Here is a 19,302-nt window from a genome sequence, read left to right on the forward strand (position 1 = left end):
ATCGAGGAGGTCGCGCCCGGCGAGGTCGCGCTCGACGCCGACGGCTACGCGGTCCGCGCGTTCGAGACGGAGCACCGGACCGTCTCGCAGGGGTACGTCCTCGACGAGGACGACCGGCCCGGTCGGTTCGACCGCCCGAGGGCGGAGGAACTCGGCGTTCCCGTCGGCCCGAAGTTCGGCCGGCTCCACGACGGCGAGCCCGTCGAGGCCGAGGACGGGACGGTCGTCGAGCCGGATCAGGTCGTCGGCCCGCCGCGGCCCGGTCGGACGCTCGTCTACACCGCCGACACGCGCCCGCGAGAGCGGACGGTCGAGGCCGCCGCCGGCGCCGACCTCCTCGTCCACGACGCGACCTTCGGCGACGACATGGCCGACCGCGCCCGCGACACGGCCCACTCCACCGGCCGCGAGGCCGGGGAGATCGCCGAGCGCGCGGACGCGGAGCGGCTGGCGCTCGTCCACATCTCCTCGCGGTACGCGGCCGACGCCTCGCCGATCCGCCGGGAGGCGCGGGAGGCGTTCGACGGCGACGTGCTCCTCCCGGACGACGGCGACCTCGTCGAGGTGCCGTTCCCCGACGCGGAGGAGTAGGGTCGGCCGAATCGTGGCCCGGATCGACCCCCCCTTCCGGGAAAGCTTGATGAGTCGCGCCGCCGACCCCTCGCGTATGTCAGACGACTGCATCTTCTGTTCGATCGTCGCCGGCGACATCCCGGCGCGGACCGTCCACGAGACCGACGACGTGCTTGCGTTCCTCGACGCCAACCCGCTCGCACGCGGGCACACGCTCGTGATCCCGAAGTCGCACGCGCAGCACGTCGGCGACCTCGACGACGACCTCGCGAGCGAACTGTTCGCGACGGTGACCGAGCTCACCCCGCGGGTGCAGGCCGCGGTCGACGCCGACGGCGCCAACGTCGGGATCAACGACGGCGAGGCGGCCGGGCAGGAGGTCCCCCACGTCCACGTCCACGTCATCCCGCGGTTCGAGGGCGACGGCGGCGCGCCCCTCCACGCGGTGGGCGGGACGCGACCCGACCTCTCCGACGACGAACTGGACGCGGTGGCCGAAGCGATCGCCGGGTGAGGGCGGCCCTCGTCGACGGCCGAGTACCGCGCCCCTGATAAACGGCGGCCCTCGTCGACGGCCGGCGTACGACAGAGTTAACAGCGAAACTCCGAGTAGCCGACCGCATGCAGGCGACGACGCTCGCGCTCGTCGGAGCGACCGGCGGCGCGGGGACGACACGGACCGCCGTCGAACTGGCCGCGCTGGGCGCGAGGGACGGCCGCGACGTGGCCGTGGTCGACGCGGCGTTCACGACGCAGGGGCTCTCCGAGTACGTCTCGGGGCGGATAGACCCGGACGTGACGGCGCTCGTCACCGACGAGACCGGCGCGTCGCTGTCGGCGGCGGCGTACGCGACCGACACCGGGTCGAGCGATCGTGACGGGGAACCCGATCTCTCGGGACGCGCCGATCTGCTCCCGGCCCGCGCGCCGTTCGAGCGCGCCGCCCGCGCGAAGACGGCCGAGGCCGCGTGGAAGCTGGAGCGACGGATCGACGAGGCGGCGACCGCGTACGACGCCGTGGTCGTCGACGCCGCCCCCGTGGGGTCGAACGAGGCGGTCGCGGCGGTCACGGCCGCCGACCGCGTTGAGGCGGTGACCCCGGCGACGGCGCACGGCCGCGACGCGCTCCAGCGGCTCCGCGGCCGCGTGGCCGACGTCGGCGGGAGCGTCGACGGGACGGTCGCGGTGGCTCGCGCGGAAGGGCCGGCCGAGAGCGACGTCGGGGAGAACGCCGACACCCGGCTTCCGGCCGTCGACCCCGCGGTCGAGAGCGCCCCCGCGGCGGCGACCGGGACCGGCGACTACGTCGCGGCGCTGGCCGAGACGTACGAGCGCGCCTTCGACGCGGCGCTCGGGATCGAGTTCGAGGAGCCGGGGCTGGTCGATCGGATTCGGTCCTGAGGCGGTCGGAAGGACGGTGAGGAGCGGAATCGAAGGCGGTCGAGACGGTCAGCGCAGGCCGTCCGGCGATCCCAACGCGCCGCCGAGAGCGTCGCCGTCGCCGCGGAGGCCGTCGCCGAGCGGCGCGGAGCCCGCGACGTGCGCGTCGACGGCCTCGGCGACCGCGGGGACCGGGTCGTGGGTCTCGACGTACGTCGCCAGCGCGAAGTCGGCCTCGTCGCCGCCGGCGAGCGCGACCGCTTCGCTCCGGGCGGTCCGTCCGTCGAGCCAGTCGCGGACGACGCTCCGGCGGCTCGGCGCGAGCGGGCAGACGCCCTCGACGCCGCAGCGGTGGAGCGCCTTCGCGCCCGTCATCGGCGTCACCCCGGCCTCGCGGGCGGCGTCGCCGACGCTCCGCCCGGCCGTGTACGCGTCCACCAGCGTCGCGGTCGCGGCCGGGGTACACGGGAGGTCGTCCGCGTGCGCCGCGAGCCGGTCGACGAGCGGCGTCTCCGTGTCGTCGGCGACGGCGACACCGCGGTCGCGCTGGCTCGCGGTCACCTCTACCCCGTCCGCGATCTCCGACAGCGTCATGCGAACCGATGGCTCGGTCAGCGGGTTAAAACCACCGTACTGCGGCGGTGCGAGACCGCCGATCACCGACCGGTAACCGGTCGGTTCGAACGCGTCGATCCGGCCGATCACCCCCGAATTCGCCCGGGTTTAAGTAAGGCATCGGGCCCGAGTTCGACGTGTGATGAGTCAGGCACGCTCGACCCGCGTCCGTTCGCACCGCACCGAGACCGCCGACCGCGCCGCCGAGACGACCGCCGACGGAGAGGCGACCGCCGATCGCGAGGCGACCGCCGACAGCGAGACGACCGCTGCGGCGGGGGAGAGAGAGGCCGAAGGGACGCCGGCGACCGGACCGACCGCCGTCGACGAGTGTCCCGAGTGCGGCGGTCGGACCCGCGTCGACTCCGCCGAACGCGTCTGTACGGAGTGCGGACTCGTCGTCGAGGCCGATCGGATCGACCACGGCCCGGAGTGGCGGTCGTTCGACGACGACGACGCGAACCCCAAGCGCACCGGCGCGCCGCTGACGCGCTCGCGGCACGACCGCGGACTCTCGACGGAGATCGGTCGCTCGACACGCGTGAAGGGGCGCAAGCGCCGGCGGCTCGCCCGGATGCGGACCCAGCACAACCGGGCGCAGATCTCGACGAAGCGCGACCGCAACAAGGTGTACGCGTACACCGAGATCCGTCGGCTGACCGGCGTCTTGGAGCTCCCCGACAGCGTCCGCGACGCGGCCTGCGCGCTGTTCGACTCGGCGCAGGACGAGAGCCTGCTGCGGGGGCGGTCGCTGGAGGGCTTTTCCGCCGCCTGCGTCTACGTCGCCTGCCGAACCGCCGACGTGGCCCGCACGGTGGGCGAGGTGTGCGCCGAGGCGAAGGCGACCGAGGACGAGCACCAGGCCGCCTTCGACGCGATGAACCGAGAGCTCGGGCTCCCGATCGGCCCGACCGGACCCGCGGAGTACCTCCCGCGGTTCGCGAGCGACCTCGGCTGCGCGGCCGACGTGGAGCGGCGGGCGGGCGAGCTCGCGGAGCGCGCCGTGGAAGAGGGGATCGCGAACGGCCGCAACCCGGTCGGCGTCGCCGCCGCCTGCCTGTACACCGCGGCCCGCGAGCTGGGCGCCGACTGCACGCAGCGGGAGGCGGCCGACGTCGCCGACGTGACGCCCGTGACGGTCCGGCGGACGTACGTGGACCTGACCGGGGAGTGAGCCGCGCGCGACCGGGGCGCCGCGGGCGGAGCCGTCAGCCGATCAGGAGCCAGCCGAGGACGACGGCGGTCCCGCCGACGACGGAGCTGACGGCCGCGTGAGTGCGGAGTCGGTCGCGGAGGCGGTGTCCGTCGGCCGCGGCGTCCGCGGGGCAGGTCTCGCTTCCGGCCGTGCACTCGGGCAGCAGATCGACGGCGACGTGGAGGAACACGCCGGCCCCGACGCCGAACAGCAGACCGCGGACGGTGCTGGACGGGGTGACGCCGACCGCGGCGACCGGGAGGGCGATGAGGCCGACGGCGGCCGCCGGGAGCGCGAGCACGGCGACCGACCGGTCCCGCCCGGCGAGGCGGCGCGCCGCGGCGTACCCGGCCGGCGCCTTGTGCGAGACGAGCGCGATACCGAGCAGCGACGTGAGCGACGGCATCGCGCCGTAAATGGCGCCGATGATCGCGCCGGCCGCGAGCGCGTGGACCGTCAGCTCCGCGGCCGTGTGGTCGACCGGGAGATCGAGGTGCGTGAACCGGTGTCCGAGCGAGTGACCGGCGTACCCCGCCAGGAAGCCGACGGCGATGCCGAGGCTACCGAAGCGCCCGTGTTGGGCGAGCGCTTGCGGGATCAGAAACAACGCCGTGCTCGTCACCATCGCGCCGCTCGCCAGCCCGTACCCCCAGACCGGTTCGAGCGGGTGATCGGCCGCCGCCGCCCGGGCGCCCAGCGGCGCGCCGAGCGCCATCGCACCGAACGCCACCCACGAGATCGCGGGCAGCTTCCACGTGACGTCGGTCGCGAGCGCGAGCGCCGAGAGAGCGACGAGCGCGAGCACGCCGGCGCCGCCGATCGCCCGCTCGCGGGTCGACAGCGGGACCCGATCGCCGTTCGCCCGGTCGGCGATGTCTTCGAAAGACACCATTGTGCATTAATAACTATATTGTATTAATTGATAATTGTTCCGCCGAGGACGCGATTCGCGGAGCGCTATCGGGGCGTCGAATCCGGGACGAACGGGCCGAGAGAGCCGCAGTCCGTGACGCCCCGTCGGGCGGGCGCGCGGCGTCAGCGGGGACGCCGCGAGCCGAGGCGCGCGGAGCGGCCGACGGTACGAGAGGAACGCGGTACGGCCGGCGGCGCGGTAGGCGCGTGGTGCACGCGGTGCGCTCTGGCGAGCGCAGCAAAAATGTGAGGTCACAGAGGCCATTACCTGATATTTCTGTCATACCACTTATCATCCTATCTGCTGATATACGGATGTCGACCGGGAATATCGGTCGACGCGATCCCCGGAACGGGGAACGCTGTCAGAGGCACGGCGCGTGACTCGGTGAGGACAGCGAGTCACGCAGGTCGCCGCTCGGAGGACGTCGGTGGGAGACCGGGCCGAGTGTGAGGCCGAGCAGACGACCTCGTCCGGTCGCGTGAGACGGAGAGCTGAACGGCCGTCGAGTCCCGCACACGCGTACATATTCGGTATCGCCCGCGGGAAGCGGATTATTCCGTGAAACGTGACATACTGATTCGGTGAAATTATTCGGCATGAATTCGGACGTGTCAGTTACTCGGTTCGACGCGGCGAGTGCACCATCCGCGCTCGACGCAATGTTCGATGCGGTCTCGGCGTTCAAAAACACGGAAGGCGACGAGCTCCGACGCCTCGATAGGTACGTCAGCCCCGATGGCATAAACCTCCTCTTCGGCGGGCCGGGCGGTTCAGCGACGCGTCTCGAAGAGGGAACGCTGTCGTTCCGGTACGACGACGTGTTCGTGACGATGACGCACGACGAGCTGATCGAGGTCATCGACGCCGACGCGTTCCGCTCACGGCCATTGCATTACGGACTCTCAGCGGACGCACGCGCACGGGAGTCGACCGAAGCGGCTCTCGAAGTGGCGGCAACGGCACTCGCCGAGGCTGAAGAACACGTCTGGACCGCCGCTACCAACGCGTCGGACAGTGAACTCGTTGACCCGCTCTGGGCAGTGGTGGAGCGGCTCTGGGCCATTCAGACATTGATCGATGACCTGACCGCTCGGCCGTGTTCGACTGAACCGCTGGCAACACGGGTCGATGACGAGCGGTGACGAGGTGACCGAGGACGCGCTGTTCAACCTCGGCGTCGACCTCAACCGGGAAGAGACAGTAGGCGGCGCTGTTGATCGGACACTGACCGCGATCCGTGCCACACTGGGAGACGCAGCGATTACCGTGTGGCGAAACCACAACGAGCGCGACAGCAGCGTTGAGAACGCCCAACCGCCGGAACAGCCGTCCCAACCGGCGTTTAGTTCCGAACGTCATATCGGTCGGCCGGGCCGAACACCCCCACCGGACGCAGCTCTTATCAAGCGATGTTTCACGACTGATGCGCCGGCTCGAACCGACGGGGTGGCCGGACCAATCGCACCGGATGACAGCCGCTGGCTGCCGCGTGAGGAACTGTTCGTTCCGATCGGTTCCGAGCGTGTGCTGTCGGTTGGATGGGGTCACCGCGACGCTGCGACCGCGTTGGACGGGGCCGCCGTCCGCGATGTCCTAGAGCGAGCAGCGGAGTTACTGGCCGCGGCACTCGACCGCATTGGCTCCCAGACACGTGAGCCGACAGGCGAGAGCGCCTCTGAGATTCGCCTCGGGGCGTTTCAACAAGCGATTGAGGACGCCGCCGATGGCGTCGCCATTCTTGACGACGAGTCGTACGTCTATATCGACCAGACGCACGTCGACATGTACGGATTCGACAGCAAACAGGAGTTGCTCGGTCGAAGTTGGCGAGAGCTATACGCTGCGGATGAAGCGGCACGGATCGAGAAGGAAGCTTTCGACGCGCTCGAACGCGATGGTCACTGGCAGGGGCGAGTAACGGGAAGTCGGCCAGATGGAACGACGTTCCCGGCGGAGCTGTCCCTGACGATGGTCACCCCATCCCGAATGGTCTGTACGGTGCGTGACGTGAGCGATCGTGAAGCACGGGAACACGAACTCGCATTAAAAGAGCGGGCGCTGGACGAAGCAGGGACCAGCATCCAGATTACGGACCCGACCCAACCGGGGAACCCGTTGGTGTACGTCAACGAGGAGTTTGTACAGCTAACCGGATACGAGCGGTCAGAGGCTCTCGGCCGAAACCCGAGATTCCTCCAGGGCCCCGGATCAGATTCGGAGACGACAAAGCGCATCCGTACGGCGATCGAAACCGAGCGACCGATAACGACTAAGCTGAGAAACTACACCGCGGAGGGTGAACCGTACTGGGCGAAGCTCTCCGTGACGCCGGTTCGAGACGCAAACGGAATCGTGACAAACTACATCGGGGTTCAACACGATATTACCGAGCAACGACGGCGGATCAGAGAGCTCAGAGACCAGACTGAGCGGCTGGAACTCGTCCTCAGCGGGACGGAGACGGGCATCGGTGAGTGGGACTTCAGTACCAACACAGTCACGTTGGACGCCACTTTACGAGAGACGGTCGGAGCGAGCCCGACGACGATAGACGAATGGCAAGCAGTAGTTTATCCGGAGGACCGCGAACGTGCCGCTGACGCCCTGCGGCGCCCGATCGAGACCGGTGACCCGGCTGCTGAGACGATACGAATCGGGACGGATGACAGCGAAGTCACGTGGATAGATCTACACACCGTTGTGAGTGATGCGGGTGATGGCTCTGCCAGTGTGCTGGCGATGGGGCGAGACGCGACGAAGCGCTCCGAGCGTGTGAAATGGGCGTCGAAACTGTTTGATCAGGGCCCGCTGCTGTTCGTTCAAACTCGGGCCGTTGGCGGCGAAGCAGTCATTGAGGCCTGTGACCGGTCGTTTTCCGACGCGCTGGGGTGCGAGCGCGAAGCGGTGGTTGGACAGCCGCTCAGTGAGTTTTATGACGATAGCTCGACTGATTCACTCCAGTCAGACGGCTACGAACGCGCGCTTAGCGGTGATCTCACCGTCGCAGAACGCACGCTCGTGACGACGGACGGCGACACGGTCCCGTGTCTGTTACGGGCGATCCCACGCACCGTTGACGACGAAGTCGTCGGTACCGATGTGTTGTTTATTGATATCTCTGAACGCGAGAAGTACACTCGGCGACTGGAGGCTGTGTTTAACAGCCCACACCAGCTTACCGCGTTAGTCCGCCCCAATAAAACCGTGACTGACGTGAACGATACGCTGGTCGCACGCATCGGTGTTGATCGGTCGACAATTGTTGGTGAACCGATCGACAAATTCCCGTGGCTGAGCCTTGACCCGAACCACGGACTCACGGTTTCTGAGGCGGTCAACCGCGCGGGTGACGGTGAACTCGTCCAGACCGAAGGAGAACTACAGGGTCCAGATGGTCTCGCACGCATCGACGTGTCGTTCAAGCCAATTCGTAACGCCGCTGGTGAAATCACGCTGATCGCCGTTGAGGGGAAGGATATCACCGTGAAGACGCGACAGCGACAGCATTTACAGGTGTTCCAGCGGGTCGTCCGACACAACGTCCGCAACGATTTAAACAAGCTCGTGGGATGGACAACGATGCTCGCCGAGGAACCGGACGCTGACTGTCGTCAAGATCACCTCCGCCGACTGACGCGTATATTCGACGGATGGGAACGGCTTACGAACAAAATGCAGGTGATCGATCGCGCGATACGGGAGATACCACACGACGAGTCAACCGTTAACATCGCTGAGGTCACTGAAAAGGCCGCGACGGCGGTACGGGATGACCACTCGGACGCAACGATCGCCGTCTCTGTCGACGCGACCGACGGGACTGTCTCACGATGGCTTACACACCCGCTTACCGAGGTGATGAAGAACGCGGTGGCCGCAGGAGACAGAGAAGACCCGCACGTCAACGTATCGGTGAGACAGGCAGACGACGGCTGGCTCCAGATCGTCGTGACTGACGACGGGCCTGGCATGCCAGATATCGAGCGGGGGGTACTCGTCACCGGCGAAGAGACGCCGTTACAGCACGGTTCCGCGCTCGGGATCTGGCTGATTCGTATGTTAGTTTCGATGCTTGGCGGGGAGGTCGACGTCGACGTGACCGACACAGGTACCGAGGTCGTGCTTCGCGTTCCGACGGCGTCAGCAAACCGCAACCCGGCTTCGGTCGAACCCAGCCGGATGGCCTAAAGAGCGTACTGTACAAACCGCGAGGAGTATGGGGTGGTCGACGAACAAAGCGCGGCCTCACGACGAAGATCAGCGAGCCGAAATCCAGCGATCGAGGCCGGCTCGTGGCCCGGATTCGCCGGGTGCTATTCCGAGGTAGACTCGCCGCCACCTTCGTCGGCTGTCCCGGAGAGCTGTCGGTCCACCAACCGGACCGACGCTTCGCTATCCGAGCACGGCGCCGAGCCAACCACCTGCCATGTGGGAGCAACGCCCTGCTTCCCAGACACGCGCGCCTCGATCTGGCCGTCGCCGGTTCGTATCTCGATGACGTAATCGAGGTGCGCCGCCCCGAACCGGTCGGCGCCGTCGACGTCGGTTGTCGGCGGCAGGTGGACGAGTCCGCCGACGCCCTGATTGCGCCACTGGCCGACCAGCTCGTGGAGGAACCTGTCGAGCGTGCGGGCGTCGTGGTGCGCGAGCAGCTGCGTCATCGTCGCGATCGCGAAGGTCCCGGGTCGGTCGTCCGTCGCGAGCCGCATCGTCGCGCGCTCGGCGGCGACCCCGAGCGACGTGAGGTCGCCGCACCGGACCGACCCCGCGTCGCTCGTCGCGATGTCGACGCCGCCGTCCGCCTCCGCGCCGGGCGTCGAGTCGATGACGAGCGGGTCCATCGCCGAGAGTCGGCCGTAGACCTCGTGACGCGGGTACTTCGTCGTCAACACCGCGCCCGTTTCCGCCATCGCCTCGTACACGGCGTAGAACAGGTCGTCGTACAGCTGGGAGCTCGGCGCCGCGAAGCCGACGACGTCGTCGTACTGAACGGCGGTGTCGGCGATAAAGGCCGGCGTGACCGTCTCCGGAGAGGGGTTCAACACGGCTTCGAACACCTCTCCGGGGCGTCGCTCGGCGGCGAGCAGCCTCTCGACCAGGTCGTCCCCCCGTTCGTTGACGGAGACGGAGGGGTGGACCCACGACGACCGGTCGTCGCCCGCCGCGCTCGCGAGGGGGTCAGTAGAGCGGTTCAGGTACTCGTACACCAGCGTCGGCAGCTCGGATCCGTCGGCGCTCACCGATCCTCACCCCCGGTCGACACTGCCCGTGTGAGGGGCGCCACAGGAGTTCGCACCGCGCCGTTTCGAGCGGGGTTCATACCTGCTATTGTCGTAGTATCGCCGATAGTTCTACGTCCGAAGATATGTGGCAGGCCGGTGTGATACCGAATATGTCCGTGTGAGTTGCCGCGGTCGGCTGGCGGCCGTCACTCGAAGAAGCCGCGCATGATCTTCGACTCCGCGGCGCGGAGGTGCTGGTGGAGCGTCGACGAGGACACGTCGAATCGGTCAGCGAGGTCGGTGCCGCTGATGCGGCGCGGATCGTCGTAGTACCCCTCTCGGAGCGCCGTCTCCGCGATCTCTCGCTGGCGGGTGGTCAGGTCCGGCTCCCCGGTCGACTCGTCGGGGCCCCCGGACGGCTCGGAGACGTGCCGCTTCGAGACGAGCCGACACGAGTCGGAGACGGGAACCAGCGCCGCCCGGACCCGCCCGATCACCGTCGGATCCGTCGTCCGAAACGCCAAGACGTCGGCGTCCGGGCGGGAACGGACGCCGCGCAGCCGCGTGTCCGTCCCGGCGAGCACGTCGCGGACGGCGGCCAGCGAGCGGTCCGGCGTGTCCCGCATCCGCACGGCGACCTCGTGGGTGTCGCGGTCGACGGAGTCGACGCCGTCGAGTTCGATGCCCGGCGTCGCCGCGACGTAGTCGCGGAACGCCGTTTCGGTGTAGCCGTCGACGCGGCCGGTCAGGTGAAAGCTCTCGCCGCCGGTCATCGCGACGTGCTCGACGGCGATCGAGCCGTCCGCCGGGAGGCCGGGGAAGAGCGGCGACGGCCGCCGGCACTCCAGGGCGAAGGCGATAGACGCGTTCGACGCGGTGGCGGACTCGAGCGTCGACAGGCGCATCCCGGCGGCGTCCGCGACCGCGCCGAGCGCCCGCCGCTCCGGCTCGGCGAAGCACTCGGCGTCCGTGCTGATGAACTCGGCGACGGCGTGGACGGTCCCGTAGTGGCTCACCGGAACCGCGAACGACTCCCGGTAGCCGAAGTGGAGCAGCCGGTTGATCCACTCGCCGTGACCGGCCGCGGTCGCCTGCCCGTCCACGGCGTGCTGCCGCTCGTCGCGCGTGGCGGCGACGACCGCGGGGAACGACTGCTCGTCGGTCTCGTACAGCTTCGCGGGTCCGCCCGGCTCGGTCACCTCGACCGGGTCGACCCGCTTTGCGGCCGGGTCGTACGTGCCGACGAACGCGTACTCCGCCACCCGACCGCCGACGTCGACGATCGCTTCGCGCACCGCAGCCGGCGTCTCCGCCGTCGCGATGGTCTCAACGGCGTCGACGACGCCCTCCCGCAGGTCCCTGTGCCGGTTCGCCTGTCGCCGGGTGCTGGCGACGTCGTTCGAGAGGCCCGCTATCGACGTCTCCTGGCGGAGCTGGGTGAGCGCGGCCGAGACCTGCTGGCTCACCGCCCGGATGAACGACTCCAGCGACTCGTTCCGCTCGTCGACGACCACGCTCAGCAGGCTCGTGTCACCGAGCTGCGTGGCGAGCGCCTGCTTCCCGGCCGCGTCGGCCGAGTCGACGACGGCGTCGGCCGGGAGCCAGCACGTCTCGGGCTCGCTGAACGCTCGCCAGAGGTCCGTCTCGCCCGGCTCGATGCGTCGGCGACTGGGCGGGGCGGCCTCGTCGCCCGCGGTCGCCAGCCGCACCAGCTCCCCCTCCGAGGTGTCGCGGTCGTATATCGCTAGCTCGTCCGCCGTCACCACGTCGGCGACCGCCTCGACGCAGGCGTCGAACGCGTCCTGCGGGTCCGTCGCCTGGAACACGCGGTTGCTCACGGCGTAGAGGTTCGTCAGCCGGCGCTGACGGTCGAGCTCGTCGCGCGCGTCGGTGAGGTCGGTGATGTCGTTGGCGACGCCGAGCACCGCGTCTCCCTCGCCGTCGACCGGAGAGAACGGGATCTTCCACGTCTCCAACACGCGTTCGTTGCCCGCGGCGTCGGTCAGGGCCTCCTCGGTGCGATGGAGCGGCTCGCCGGTCTCGATCACCCGCCTGTCGTCGTCGGCGAACGCGTCCGCCTCGTCCGGGTCGGTCGCGTAGTCGGCGTCGGTCGATCCGATCAGGTCCGAGACCGTGGTGCCGTACGCCTCGGCGACCGCCTCGTTCGCGAGTAGGAACTCGCCGTCGGTGTTCTTCGCGAATATCAGCTGCGGGACCGTGTTGATGACGCGTTCGAGCTGGTTGCGCTCGGCCTCGATGCGGTCGCGTGCGGCGCGCAGCTGTCGGCGCTGCGCGACGAGTTCGATCGCCGTCCGGAGGTACTGCGTGACGATCAGGATGAGCTCGCGCTCGTCCTCGTCGAGGGCGTCCGACTCCCGCGCCCCGACGATGAACACGCCGTCGTCGCCGACGGGGACGATGAACTCCGTGCTGATCGGCGTCGCCGAGTTATGGACCCCGCGCTCCGCGGCGACGTCCGGATAGTACGCCGGCGTCCCGGCGTCGAACGCGTCCCACGCGAGCGACTCGCCCGGGCGGAATCGCGGCACGTCGTCGACGATCGACGCCCCCTCGTCGGAGACGGACACCGGGACGAGGGCGTCGTCGGGGGCGCTCGGCCCGGCGGAGTCCGTCTCGGCGGCGCCGTCCGCCCAGTAGCCGGAGAACGGTCGGTCGATGATCTCCGCGATCCCCTCGATCGCGGTGTCGATCACGTCCTCGTACTCGTCCGCGGTCATCAGCGTCTCGGCGAGCGACCGCGTCTCACCGAGGCGGCGGAGCCGGCGCTCCTGCTCGGTGAGGTCGAGGTTGACACAGGTGATCCCGCCGTCGGGGAGCTGCGCGAGCGACACGCGTTGCGTGATCGGCGTGCCGTCCCGCTTGACGCCGACCAGCTCCCCGTCCCACGATCCCGTCTCCGCGACGACCGGGAGGACCTCGCGTTCGATCCGCTCGATGACATCGTCCGCGTAGATCTGTCGCCACGTCCCGCCGAGCAGCTCGTCGGCGTCGTCGTAGCCGAACATCGTGACGTGGGCGTCGTTGAGGTACGTGTACGTGCCGTCCGCGTCCAGCAGCGCGATGCCGGATGTCGTGAGGTCCATCGCGGTCGCCTGCCGTTCGACCCGGGTGAGGTGCGCCACCCGCTCGCTCGCGTCCGTGAAGATGCCGAGCACGTACTCCGTGCCGGCGTGCGTGAACGGCGTCGACCGCACGTCGACGGGCACCGTCGACCCGTCCGCACGCAGGATCGTGACCGGCTCCGCCGCCTCGCCGGAAGCGCGTTCCCGTCCCGCGTCTCGGACCGCCTGAAACCCCTCGCGCACGTTCTGCTCGGCCTCCGGCGGGTGAAGCTCGGTCTGGTGCATGCCGACGAGCGACGAGCGGTCGCGACCGAACAGCTCGGTCGCAGCCTCGTTGACCGCGACGACCGTGCCGCTGTCGGCCTCCGCCGCGAGGATCGGAGAGGGAGCTTTTATCGCCAGCCGCGCCAGGAACGGGTCGGCCCCAGAGTCGGCCGAGATGCGATCCAAACTCATCTTGTTACGTAAATCAGCATTCCGAACTGACCTGAGTGTATCGGCTCGGGAGCGCTCCCGAGCGCTCGGGAGCGATCACGTGACGTGGGGACGGATCGCACGAAAACCGTTAAGCCCGGCTGTCGCCTATGAGCGTGTATGAGCGCTGACCGGTCCGCGTTACGGCGGGCCATCGAGCGCGGCGAGCGCGACGGCGGCGCGATCGAGTTCAAAGAGCGGCTGACACGCGAGGTCCACTTGGCGGAGGGACGCATGGAGTCGCTCGTGGCCCAGCTCCGCCACCGAGTGCTCTCGGGCGACGGCGAGGCGACGTACGTCCTCGGCGTCACCGACGACGGCGGGCTGGCCGGGATCGCGCCCGAGACCTTCTCCGAGACGATGGACGTCCTCTCGCTGTTGGCCGACGAGGCGGACGCCCACATCGCCGACGTGGAGACGTGGAGCGCCGGCTCGGCCGGCAACGGCGGTTCGGAGGGACTCGTCGGTCTCGCGACCCTCCGCGACGGCGGGATGTTCGAGACGGACGACGACCACCTCGTGGTCGGCACGGCCGGCCACGTCGACCACGGGAAGTCGACGCTCGTCGGCACCCTCGTGACCGGGCGGGCCGACGACGGCCAGGGCGGGACGCGCGGCTTCCTCGACGTCCAGCCCCACGAGGTCGAGCGGGGGCTCTCCGCCGACCTGTCGTACGCCGTCTACGGCTTCGAGGAGGCGGGCGGCGAGCCGGTCCGGATGGATAACCCGCACCGCAAGTCCGACCGCGCGCGGATCGTCGAGGAGGCCGACCGACTCGTCTCCTTCGTCGACACGGTCGGCCACGAGCCGTGGCTGCGGACGACGATCCGCGGGCTCGTCGGCCAGAAGCTCGACTACGGGCTCCTCGTCGTCGCCGCCGACGACGGGCCGACGAAGACGACCCGCGAGCACCTCGGCATCCTGCTGGCGACCGAGCTGCCGACGATCGTCGCGATCACGAAGGCGGACGCCGTGAGCGACGACCGGGTCGCCGAGGTCGAGCGCGAGGCCGAGTCGATGCTACGGGACGCCGGGCAGACCCCCCTCCTCGTGGACCGCCACGGGATCGACGCGGCGGTCGCGGAGGTCGGCGACGGCGTCGTGCCGCTCCTCCGGACCAGCGCGGTGACGAAGGACGGGCTCGGGACGCTCGACCGGCTGTTCGAGACGCTCCCGAAGCGGGCGACCCCGGAGCGCGCGGAGTTCCGGATGTACGTCGACCGGAGCTACAAGGTGACCGGCGTCGGCGCCGTCGCGTCCGGCACGGTCAACTCCGGCACCGTCGAGGCCGGCGACGAGCTCCTCCTCGGCCCGATGGCCGACGGCTCCTTCCGCGAGGTGGAGGCGCGCTCGATCGAGATGCACTACCACCGGGTCGACAAGGCGAGCGCCGGCCGGATCGTCGGCATCGCGCTGAAGGGGGTCGACGAGGCGGAGATCGAGCGCGGGATGGCCCTGGTGCCGCGCGAGAGCGACCCCGACCCCGTCCGCGAGTTCGAGGCCGAGGTGATGGTGCTGAACCACCCGACCAGAATCCAGGAGGGGTACGAGCCGGTCGTCCACGTGGAGACCGTCTCCGAGGCCGCCGTCTTCGCGCCCGAGGGCGGCCGGCTCCTGCCCGGCGACACCGGACAGACGCGGGTCCGGTTCAAGTTCCGGCCCTACCTCGTGGAGGAGGGCCAGCGGTTCGTCTTCCGCGAGGGGTCGAGCAAGGGCGTCGGGACGATTCGGGGCGTGGACTCGGCGGAGTGAGTCGGTCGGCGGGGGGTGCGGTCGTCGGCCGGGCGGTTCAGTCCCCCTCGACGGAGACGAGTTCCATCAGCGGGTAGCCGTCGCGCATCGTCATCTGCGTGCGGACCGTCACGCCCTCGCGTTCGATCCGCATCTCGACGTCCATCAGCGAGCCGGTGAGCTCGGTGTAGCCGTTCTCGTGGTCGATCGCGTCGGCGACGCGGTCGTCGTGGATGTCGACCGTCACCGACTCGCAGAACGGCTGGTTCTCGATCGACTCGGCCATCGCGGCCTCCAAGCTCCGCGCGCTCGACGGGCTGACCGGCGTCCCGGCGAACTGGTGGTACAGCGAGCCGAACTTGATCCCGGCCTCGAAACACGCCTGCTGGGCGTCGCTTGCCATGTCCGTACTGCGGCGGCAGCGGCCTAAGAGGCTTCGGAGGAGACGGCGCTACTCGGTGGCCGTCGGCGGATCTCCCAAGAGCGACTCGACGGGAAGCGGCTCGATCCCCGTCTCGTCGAGGTAGCGCTCCAGCCGCGGGACCCGGTCGGCGAAGTCCTCGGGGTCGTGCGAGTCGGTCCCCACGACGAACCGGACGCCGCGGTCGCGGAACGCCTCCGCGAACGGATCGGTCGGATGAAACAGGTCGAACTCGCCGCGGTCGCCGGCCCTGCCGGCGTTGATCTCGGGAACGGTCCGGGAGTCGGCGCAGGCGGCCGCGACCCGGTCCCGGTGGGCGGCCGTCGTGAGCCCGCTGAGCGCGGGGTGGTTCTCCACGAGGTCGACGTGCGCGAGCACGTCGAACAGTCCCGACCCGACGAGCGAGACGATGGCGTCGTAGTAGTCGTCGACGAACGCGCGGCGCTCGGCGTCGCTCGCGTCGTCGAACGACTCGAACGGGAACACCTGCTTCCCGGCGACGTAGTGGACGCTGCCGATCGCGTAGTCGAAGTCGGCCGCGGCGAGGAAGTCGCCGATCGCGGGCGCTAACTCGGGCTCGTAGTCCATCTCGACCGCGTCGTAGAGGGTCAGATCGGTCCGGTCGGCGGCGACCGCGAGCGCCTCCCGCCGGCGCTCGTGCGTGCGGTCGAAGTTCCGGTTCCACAAGAGGCGCTCGTCGCGCCACGCCTCGCTCAGGCTGCAGTGGTCGGCGAACCCGACGGCGTCGAGCCCCGCCGCCTCGGCGGCGTCGACCATGAGCGGGATCCCGGACCCGTCGGAGTAGGACGTGTGCGCGTGGACGTCGGCGGTCACTCCTGAAGGGAAGGGCCGGAGCGGCGTAAGCCCGTCGCGAGCGTGGAGTCGGGGGAGACGGCCGACCCCCGCCCACCCCGTCGTTCTCGAACCGAAGCCGTTTGGTTCGAGGGTCGAAATCGGTCCGTATGAACGCGCTTCGCGTGACGGGCGGCCGCGTCCTCCGCCCGGACGGCGCCGTGACCGAGGCCGACGTGACGATCGACCGCGACGCGAGGACGATCCTCGCGGTAGGGGAGGAGACCGCGGACGGCGAGGGAGGGGCCCCGGCGACGCCCGACGAGACCCTCGACGCGACGGGGTCGCTCGTGATCCCCGGCCTCGTTAACGCGCACACGCACGCCGCGATGACGCTGCTCCGCGGGTACGCCGACGACAAGCCGCTGGACGCATGGCTCCGAGAGGATATCTGGCCGGCCGAGGCCGAACTGACCGACGACGACATCGAGGCCGGCGCCGCGCTCGGCGCGCTGGAGATGATCCGCTCGGGGACGACCGCGTTCGCGGACATGTACTTCGCGATGGACCGGGTGGCCGAGGTCGTCGACCGCGCCGGCCTGCGCGCGCGGCTCGGGCACGGCGTCGTGACGGTCGGCAAGGGGGAGGCCGACGCCCGCGCCGACGTCGAGGAGAGCATCGCGGTCGCCCGCGAGCTCGACGGCGCCGCCGACGGGCGGATCCGGACCGCGTTCATGCCGCACTCGCTGACGACGGTCGGCGAGGAGCTCCTGCGCGAGGGGGTCGCGGCGGCGCGCGAGGCCGGTGTCCCGGTGCACCTCCACGCGAACGAGACGGTCGACGAGGTCGACCCGATCGTCGACGAGCGCGGGGAGCGCCCGGTCGCGTACGCGGCCGACCTCGACGCGCTCGGCCCGGACGACTTCTTCGCGCACGGCGTCCACCTCGACGACGCCGAGGTCGACCGGCTCGCCGACGCGGGGACCGCGGTCGTCCACTGCCCGGCCTCGAACATGAAGCTCGCCAGCGGGATGGCCCCCGTCCAGCGGCTCCGCGAGGCGGGCGTCACGGTCGCGCTCGGCACCGACGGGGCGGCCTCGAACAACGACCTCGACGTCTTCGACGAGATGCGCGACGCCGCGATGCTCGGGAAGCTCGCCGCGGACGACGCCGCTGCGGTCCCGGCGGAGGCCGTCGTGGAGATGGCGACCGCGGCGGGCGCCGACGCGCTCGGCCTCCCCGGCGGGCGGATCGAGCCGGGCGCGGCCGCCGACCTCGCCGTCGTCGACCTCGACGCCCCGCACCTCACGCCCGTCCACGACCCCGTCTCGCACCTCGCGTACGCGGCGCGCGGGAGCGACGTGAGGCACACCGTCTGCGCCGGTGAGGTGTTGATGCGCGACCGAGAGGTGCTGACGCTCGACGCCGATGCGGTTCAGGAGCGCGCGGCCGAGGCCGCCGCCGACCTCGTCGACCGCGTCGACCAATAGCGATCGCGTCGACGAACGGGAGCGCCGCGACGAAGCGAGCACACCAGCGAATAGCGAGCGCGGTCGCACCGCGTCCGAGCCGCGTCCGAGCCGCGTCCGAGCCGCGGACCGGCGTCATCGGCGCTCGGATCGGAGGCAATATGGACCGATTACCGCCGAAGTGCCGGTGAAACACAAAAGTACCGACACAGAGCCGCTAAGTCGGATAAAATCCGGTTTAAACCGGCTTAACTGAACTCTCTATTTATATGTAAAGGGCCAGTGGCCTCAGGTGGACATGAGAGAACGCACGACAGCCATCCTACTGGTCGCGGTCGTCGCGCTCGGCGCGATGACCGGCGTCGCCGCCGCCGACGGCCACCTCCAAGTGGCCGTCGACGACGACGGCGAGCAGCCGACGGTTACGGTGACAGACGAGAACGGCACCGCGGTCGAGAACGCCACGGTCAACGTGAGCGTGGTCGACGCGGAGAACGAGTCGTACGCGGGAGCGGGCGAGTACGAGACGGACGCGAACGGCACCGTCGACCTCCCCGTCCCCGAGCAGGACGTGACGGTCGAGGTGACCGCCACCGCCGAGAACGACTCCGTCTCCGCGACGGCCGATCTGGAGGCGCCCGACGGCCTCGAAGTCGACGTCGAGAACACCGACGGCGAGCCCGTCGTCACGGTCACCGACGACGGCGAGGCCGCCGAGAACGCCTCCGTGAACGTCACCACCGCCGACGGTCAGAACGTCACCTACGTCGGCGAGCGCGACTACGAGACCGACGAGAACGGCACGGTCACGCTCCCCGCCGCCGAGGAGAACGTCACGGTCGACGTGACCGCCGAGTTCGGGAACGGCACCGTCTCGACGACGGTCGACCTGACGACCGGCGAGGGGGCCGCGGAGGACCGGCCGTTCGGACAGCTCGTCCGCGAGTTCGTCGAGCAGATCGGCGACCGCGAGGGCGGCATCGGCGACGCCGTCTCGGACTTCGTGACGGAGAACAACCCGGGTAACGCGCCGGACCACGCGGGCGGCCCCGGCGGCCCGGACGACGCCGAGAATGACACCGCCGAGAACGAGAGCGACGCGCCCGGTAACGGCAACGGCAGCGCGCCCGATCACGCGGGACAGGGCAACGACGGCGAACAGGGTCCCCCGGAGCACGCCGGTAACGGCGACGACGAGGGCGACGACGCGGACGACGCGGACGACGCGGACGACGCGGAAGAAGAGAGCGACGCGGAGGATGACGACGAGGAAGCGGACGACGACGAAGACGATGACGACGATGACGACGACGGCGCTGGCGGCCCGGGTAACGGGAACGGCAACGGCCCGCCGTAACTGACGCGCGAGCGACGCGGTAGCCGAGACGCGACCGACGCGGATCCCTTTTCAGCGTTTTCAACGCGGCCCGG

Annotated in this window: 15 protein-coding genes; 9 read left to right on the forward strand and 6 right to left on the reverse strand. The window is 69.8% G+C overall.

Features of this window, described 5'->3' with window-relative positions:
• The 3 genes from DJ75_RS11545 to DJ75_RS11555 form a co-directional block, all read left to right on the forward strand.
• A partial coding sequence (locus DJ75_RS11545; RefSeq protein WP_254921970.1) for an MBL fold metallo-hydrolase occupies positions 1-591 on the forward strand: 591 nt, incomplete at its 5' end.
• Between the two features lie 76 nt (positions 592-667).
• Entirely contained in the window at positions 668-1,087 is a 420-nt protein-coding gene (locus DJ75_RS11550; protein WP_094524619.1) for an HIT family protein, read from the forward strand.
• 107 nt (positions 1,088-1,194) lie between these two features.
• The gene (locus DJ75_RS11555; protein ID WP_094524620.1) at positions 1,195-1,974 is read left to right on the forward strand and encodes an AAA family ATPase; all 780 of its coding nucleotides are present in this window, start codon (positions 1,195-1,197) and stop codon (positions 1,972-1,974) included.
• A 48-nt stretch (positions 1,975-2,022) separates the two neighbouring features.
• On the opposite strand, the gene DJ75_RS11560 is transcribed toward DJ75_RS11555, so the two are convergent.
• A complete protein-coding gene (locus DJ75_RS11560; protein ID WP_094524638.1) occupies positions 2,023-2,547 on the reverse strand; it encodes a hypothetical protein in 525 nt (174 codons plus the stop codon).
• A gap of 163 nt (positions 2,548-2,710) precedes the next feature.
• Here DJ75_RS11560 and DJ75_RS11565 point away from each other — a divergent pair, with 163 nt between their 5' ends.
• The gene (locus DJ75_RS11565) at positions 2,711-3,742 is read left to right on the forward strand and encodes a transcription initiation factor IIB family protein (protein ID WP_094524621.1); all 1,032 of its coding nucleotides are present in this window, start codon (positions 2,711-2,713) and stop codon (positions 3,740-3,742) included.
• Positions 3,743-3,776: 34 nt separating this feature from the next.
• Here the strand turns inward: DJ75_RS11565 and DJ75_RS11570 are convergent, their stop codons facing one another.
• Positions 3,777-4,655: a ZIP family metal transporter gene (locus tag DJ75_RS11570; RefSeq protein WP_394338277.1), complete on the reverse strand. Its 879-nt coding sequence runs from the start codon at positions 4,653-4,655 to the stop codon at positions 3,777-3,779.
• Between the two features lie 620 nt (positions 4,656-5,275).
• Between DJ75_RS11570 and DJ75_RS11575 the strand changes: the two genes are divergently transcribed.
• Positions 5,276-5,821, forward strand: coding sequence for a HalOD1 output domain-containing protein (locus DJ75_RS11575; RefSeq protein WP_094524622.1), 546 nt, complete (start codon positions 5,276-5,278; stop codon positions 5,819-5,821).
• A complete protein-coding gene (locus DJ75_RS11580; RefSeq protein ID WP_094524623.1) occupies positions 5,808-8,867 on the forward strand; it encodes a PAS domain-containing protein in 3,060 nt (1,019 codons plus the stop codon). Before DJ75_RS11575 ends, DJ75_RS11580 begins: the two co-directional genes overlap by 14 nt.
• 125 nt (positions 8,868-8,992) lie before the next feature.
• Here the strand turns inward: DJ75_RS11580 and DJ75_RS11585 are convergent, their stop codons facing one another.
• Complete coding sequence (locus DJ75_RS11585) at positions 8,993-9,919, reverse strand: hypothetical protein (protein WP_094524624.1); 927 nt, start codon at positions 9,917-9,919, stop codon at positions 8,993-8,995.
• A gap of 188 nt (positions 9,920-10,107) precedes the next feature.
• Complete coding sequence (locus DJ75_RS11590) at positions 10,108-13,440, reverse strand: PAS domain-containing protein (RefSeq protein WP_094524625.1); 3,333 nt, start codon at positions 13,438-13,440, stop codon at positions 10,108-10,110.
• A gap of 138 nt (positions 13,441-13,578) precedes the next feature.
• Here DJ75_RS11590 and DJ75_RS11595 point away from each other — a divergent pair, with 138 nt between their 5' ends.
• Positions 13,579-15,210 (forward strand): GTPBP1 family GTP-binding protein, encoded by a 1,632-nt coding sequence (locus tag DJ75_RS11595; RefSeq protein ID WP_094524626.1) that lies wholly within the window; start codon positions 13,579-13,581, stop codon positions 15,208-15,210.
• A 37-nt stretch (positions 15,211-15,247) separates the two neighbouring features.
• On the opposite strand, the gene DJ75_RS11600 is transcribed toward DJ75_RS11595, so the two are convergent.
• A complete protein-coding gene (locus tag DJ75_RS11600) occupies positions 15,248-15,592 on the reverse strand; it encodes a dihydroneopterin aldolase family protein (protein WP_094524627.1) in 345 nt (114 codons plus the stop codon).
• 48 nt (positions 15,593-15,640) lie between these two features.
• Complete coding sequence (locus DJ75_RS11605; RefSeq protein WP_254921971.1) at positions 15,641-16,444, reverse strand: PHP domain-containing protein; 804 nt, start codon at positions 16,442-16,444, stop codon at positions 15,641-15,643.
• 128 nt (positions 16,445-16,572) lie between these two features.
• Between DJ75_RS11605 and DJ75_RS11610 the strand changes: the two genes are divergently transcribed.
• Both DJ75_RS11610 and DJ75_RS18670 read left to right on the forward strand, forming a co-directional pair.
• Positions 16,573-17,892 (forward strand): amidohydrolase, encoded by a 1,320-nt coding sequence (locus DJ75_RS11610; protein ID WP_094524628.1) that lies wholly within the window; start codon positions 16,573-16,575, stop codon positions 17,890-17,892.
• Positions 17,893-18,169: 277 nt separating this feature from the next.
• A complete protein-coding gene (locus tag DJ75_RS18670; RefSeq protein WP_176451447.1) occupies positions 18,170-19,228 on the forward strand; it encodes a hypothetical protein in 1,059 nt (352 codons plus the stop codon).
• The last annotated feature ends 74 nt before the right edge of the window (positions 19,229-19,302 follow it).

Origin of the sequence: Halorubrum sp. Eb13 (genome assembly GCF_002252895.1) — an archaeon.
Lineage (GTDB): Archaea > Halobacteriota > Halobacteria > Halobacteriales > Haloferacaceae > Halorubrum.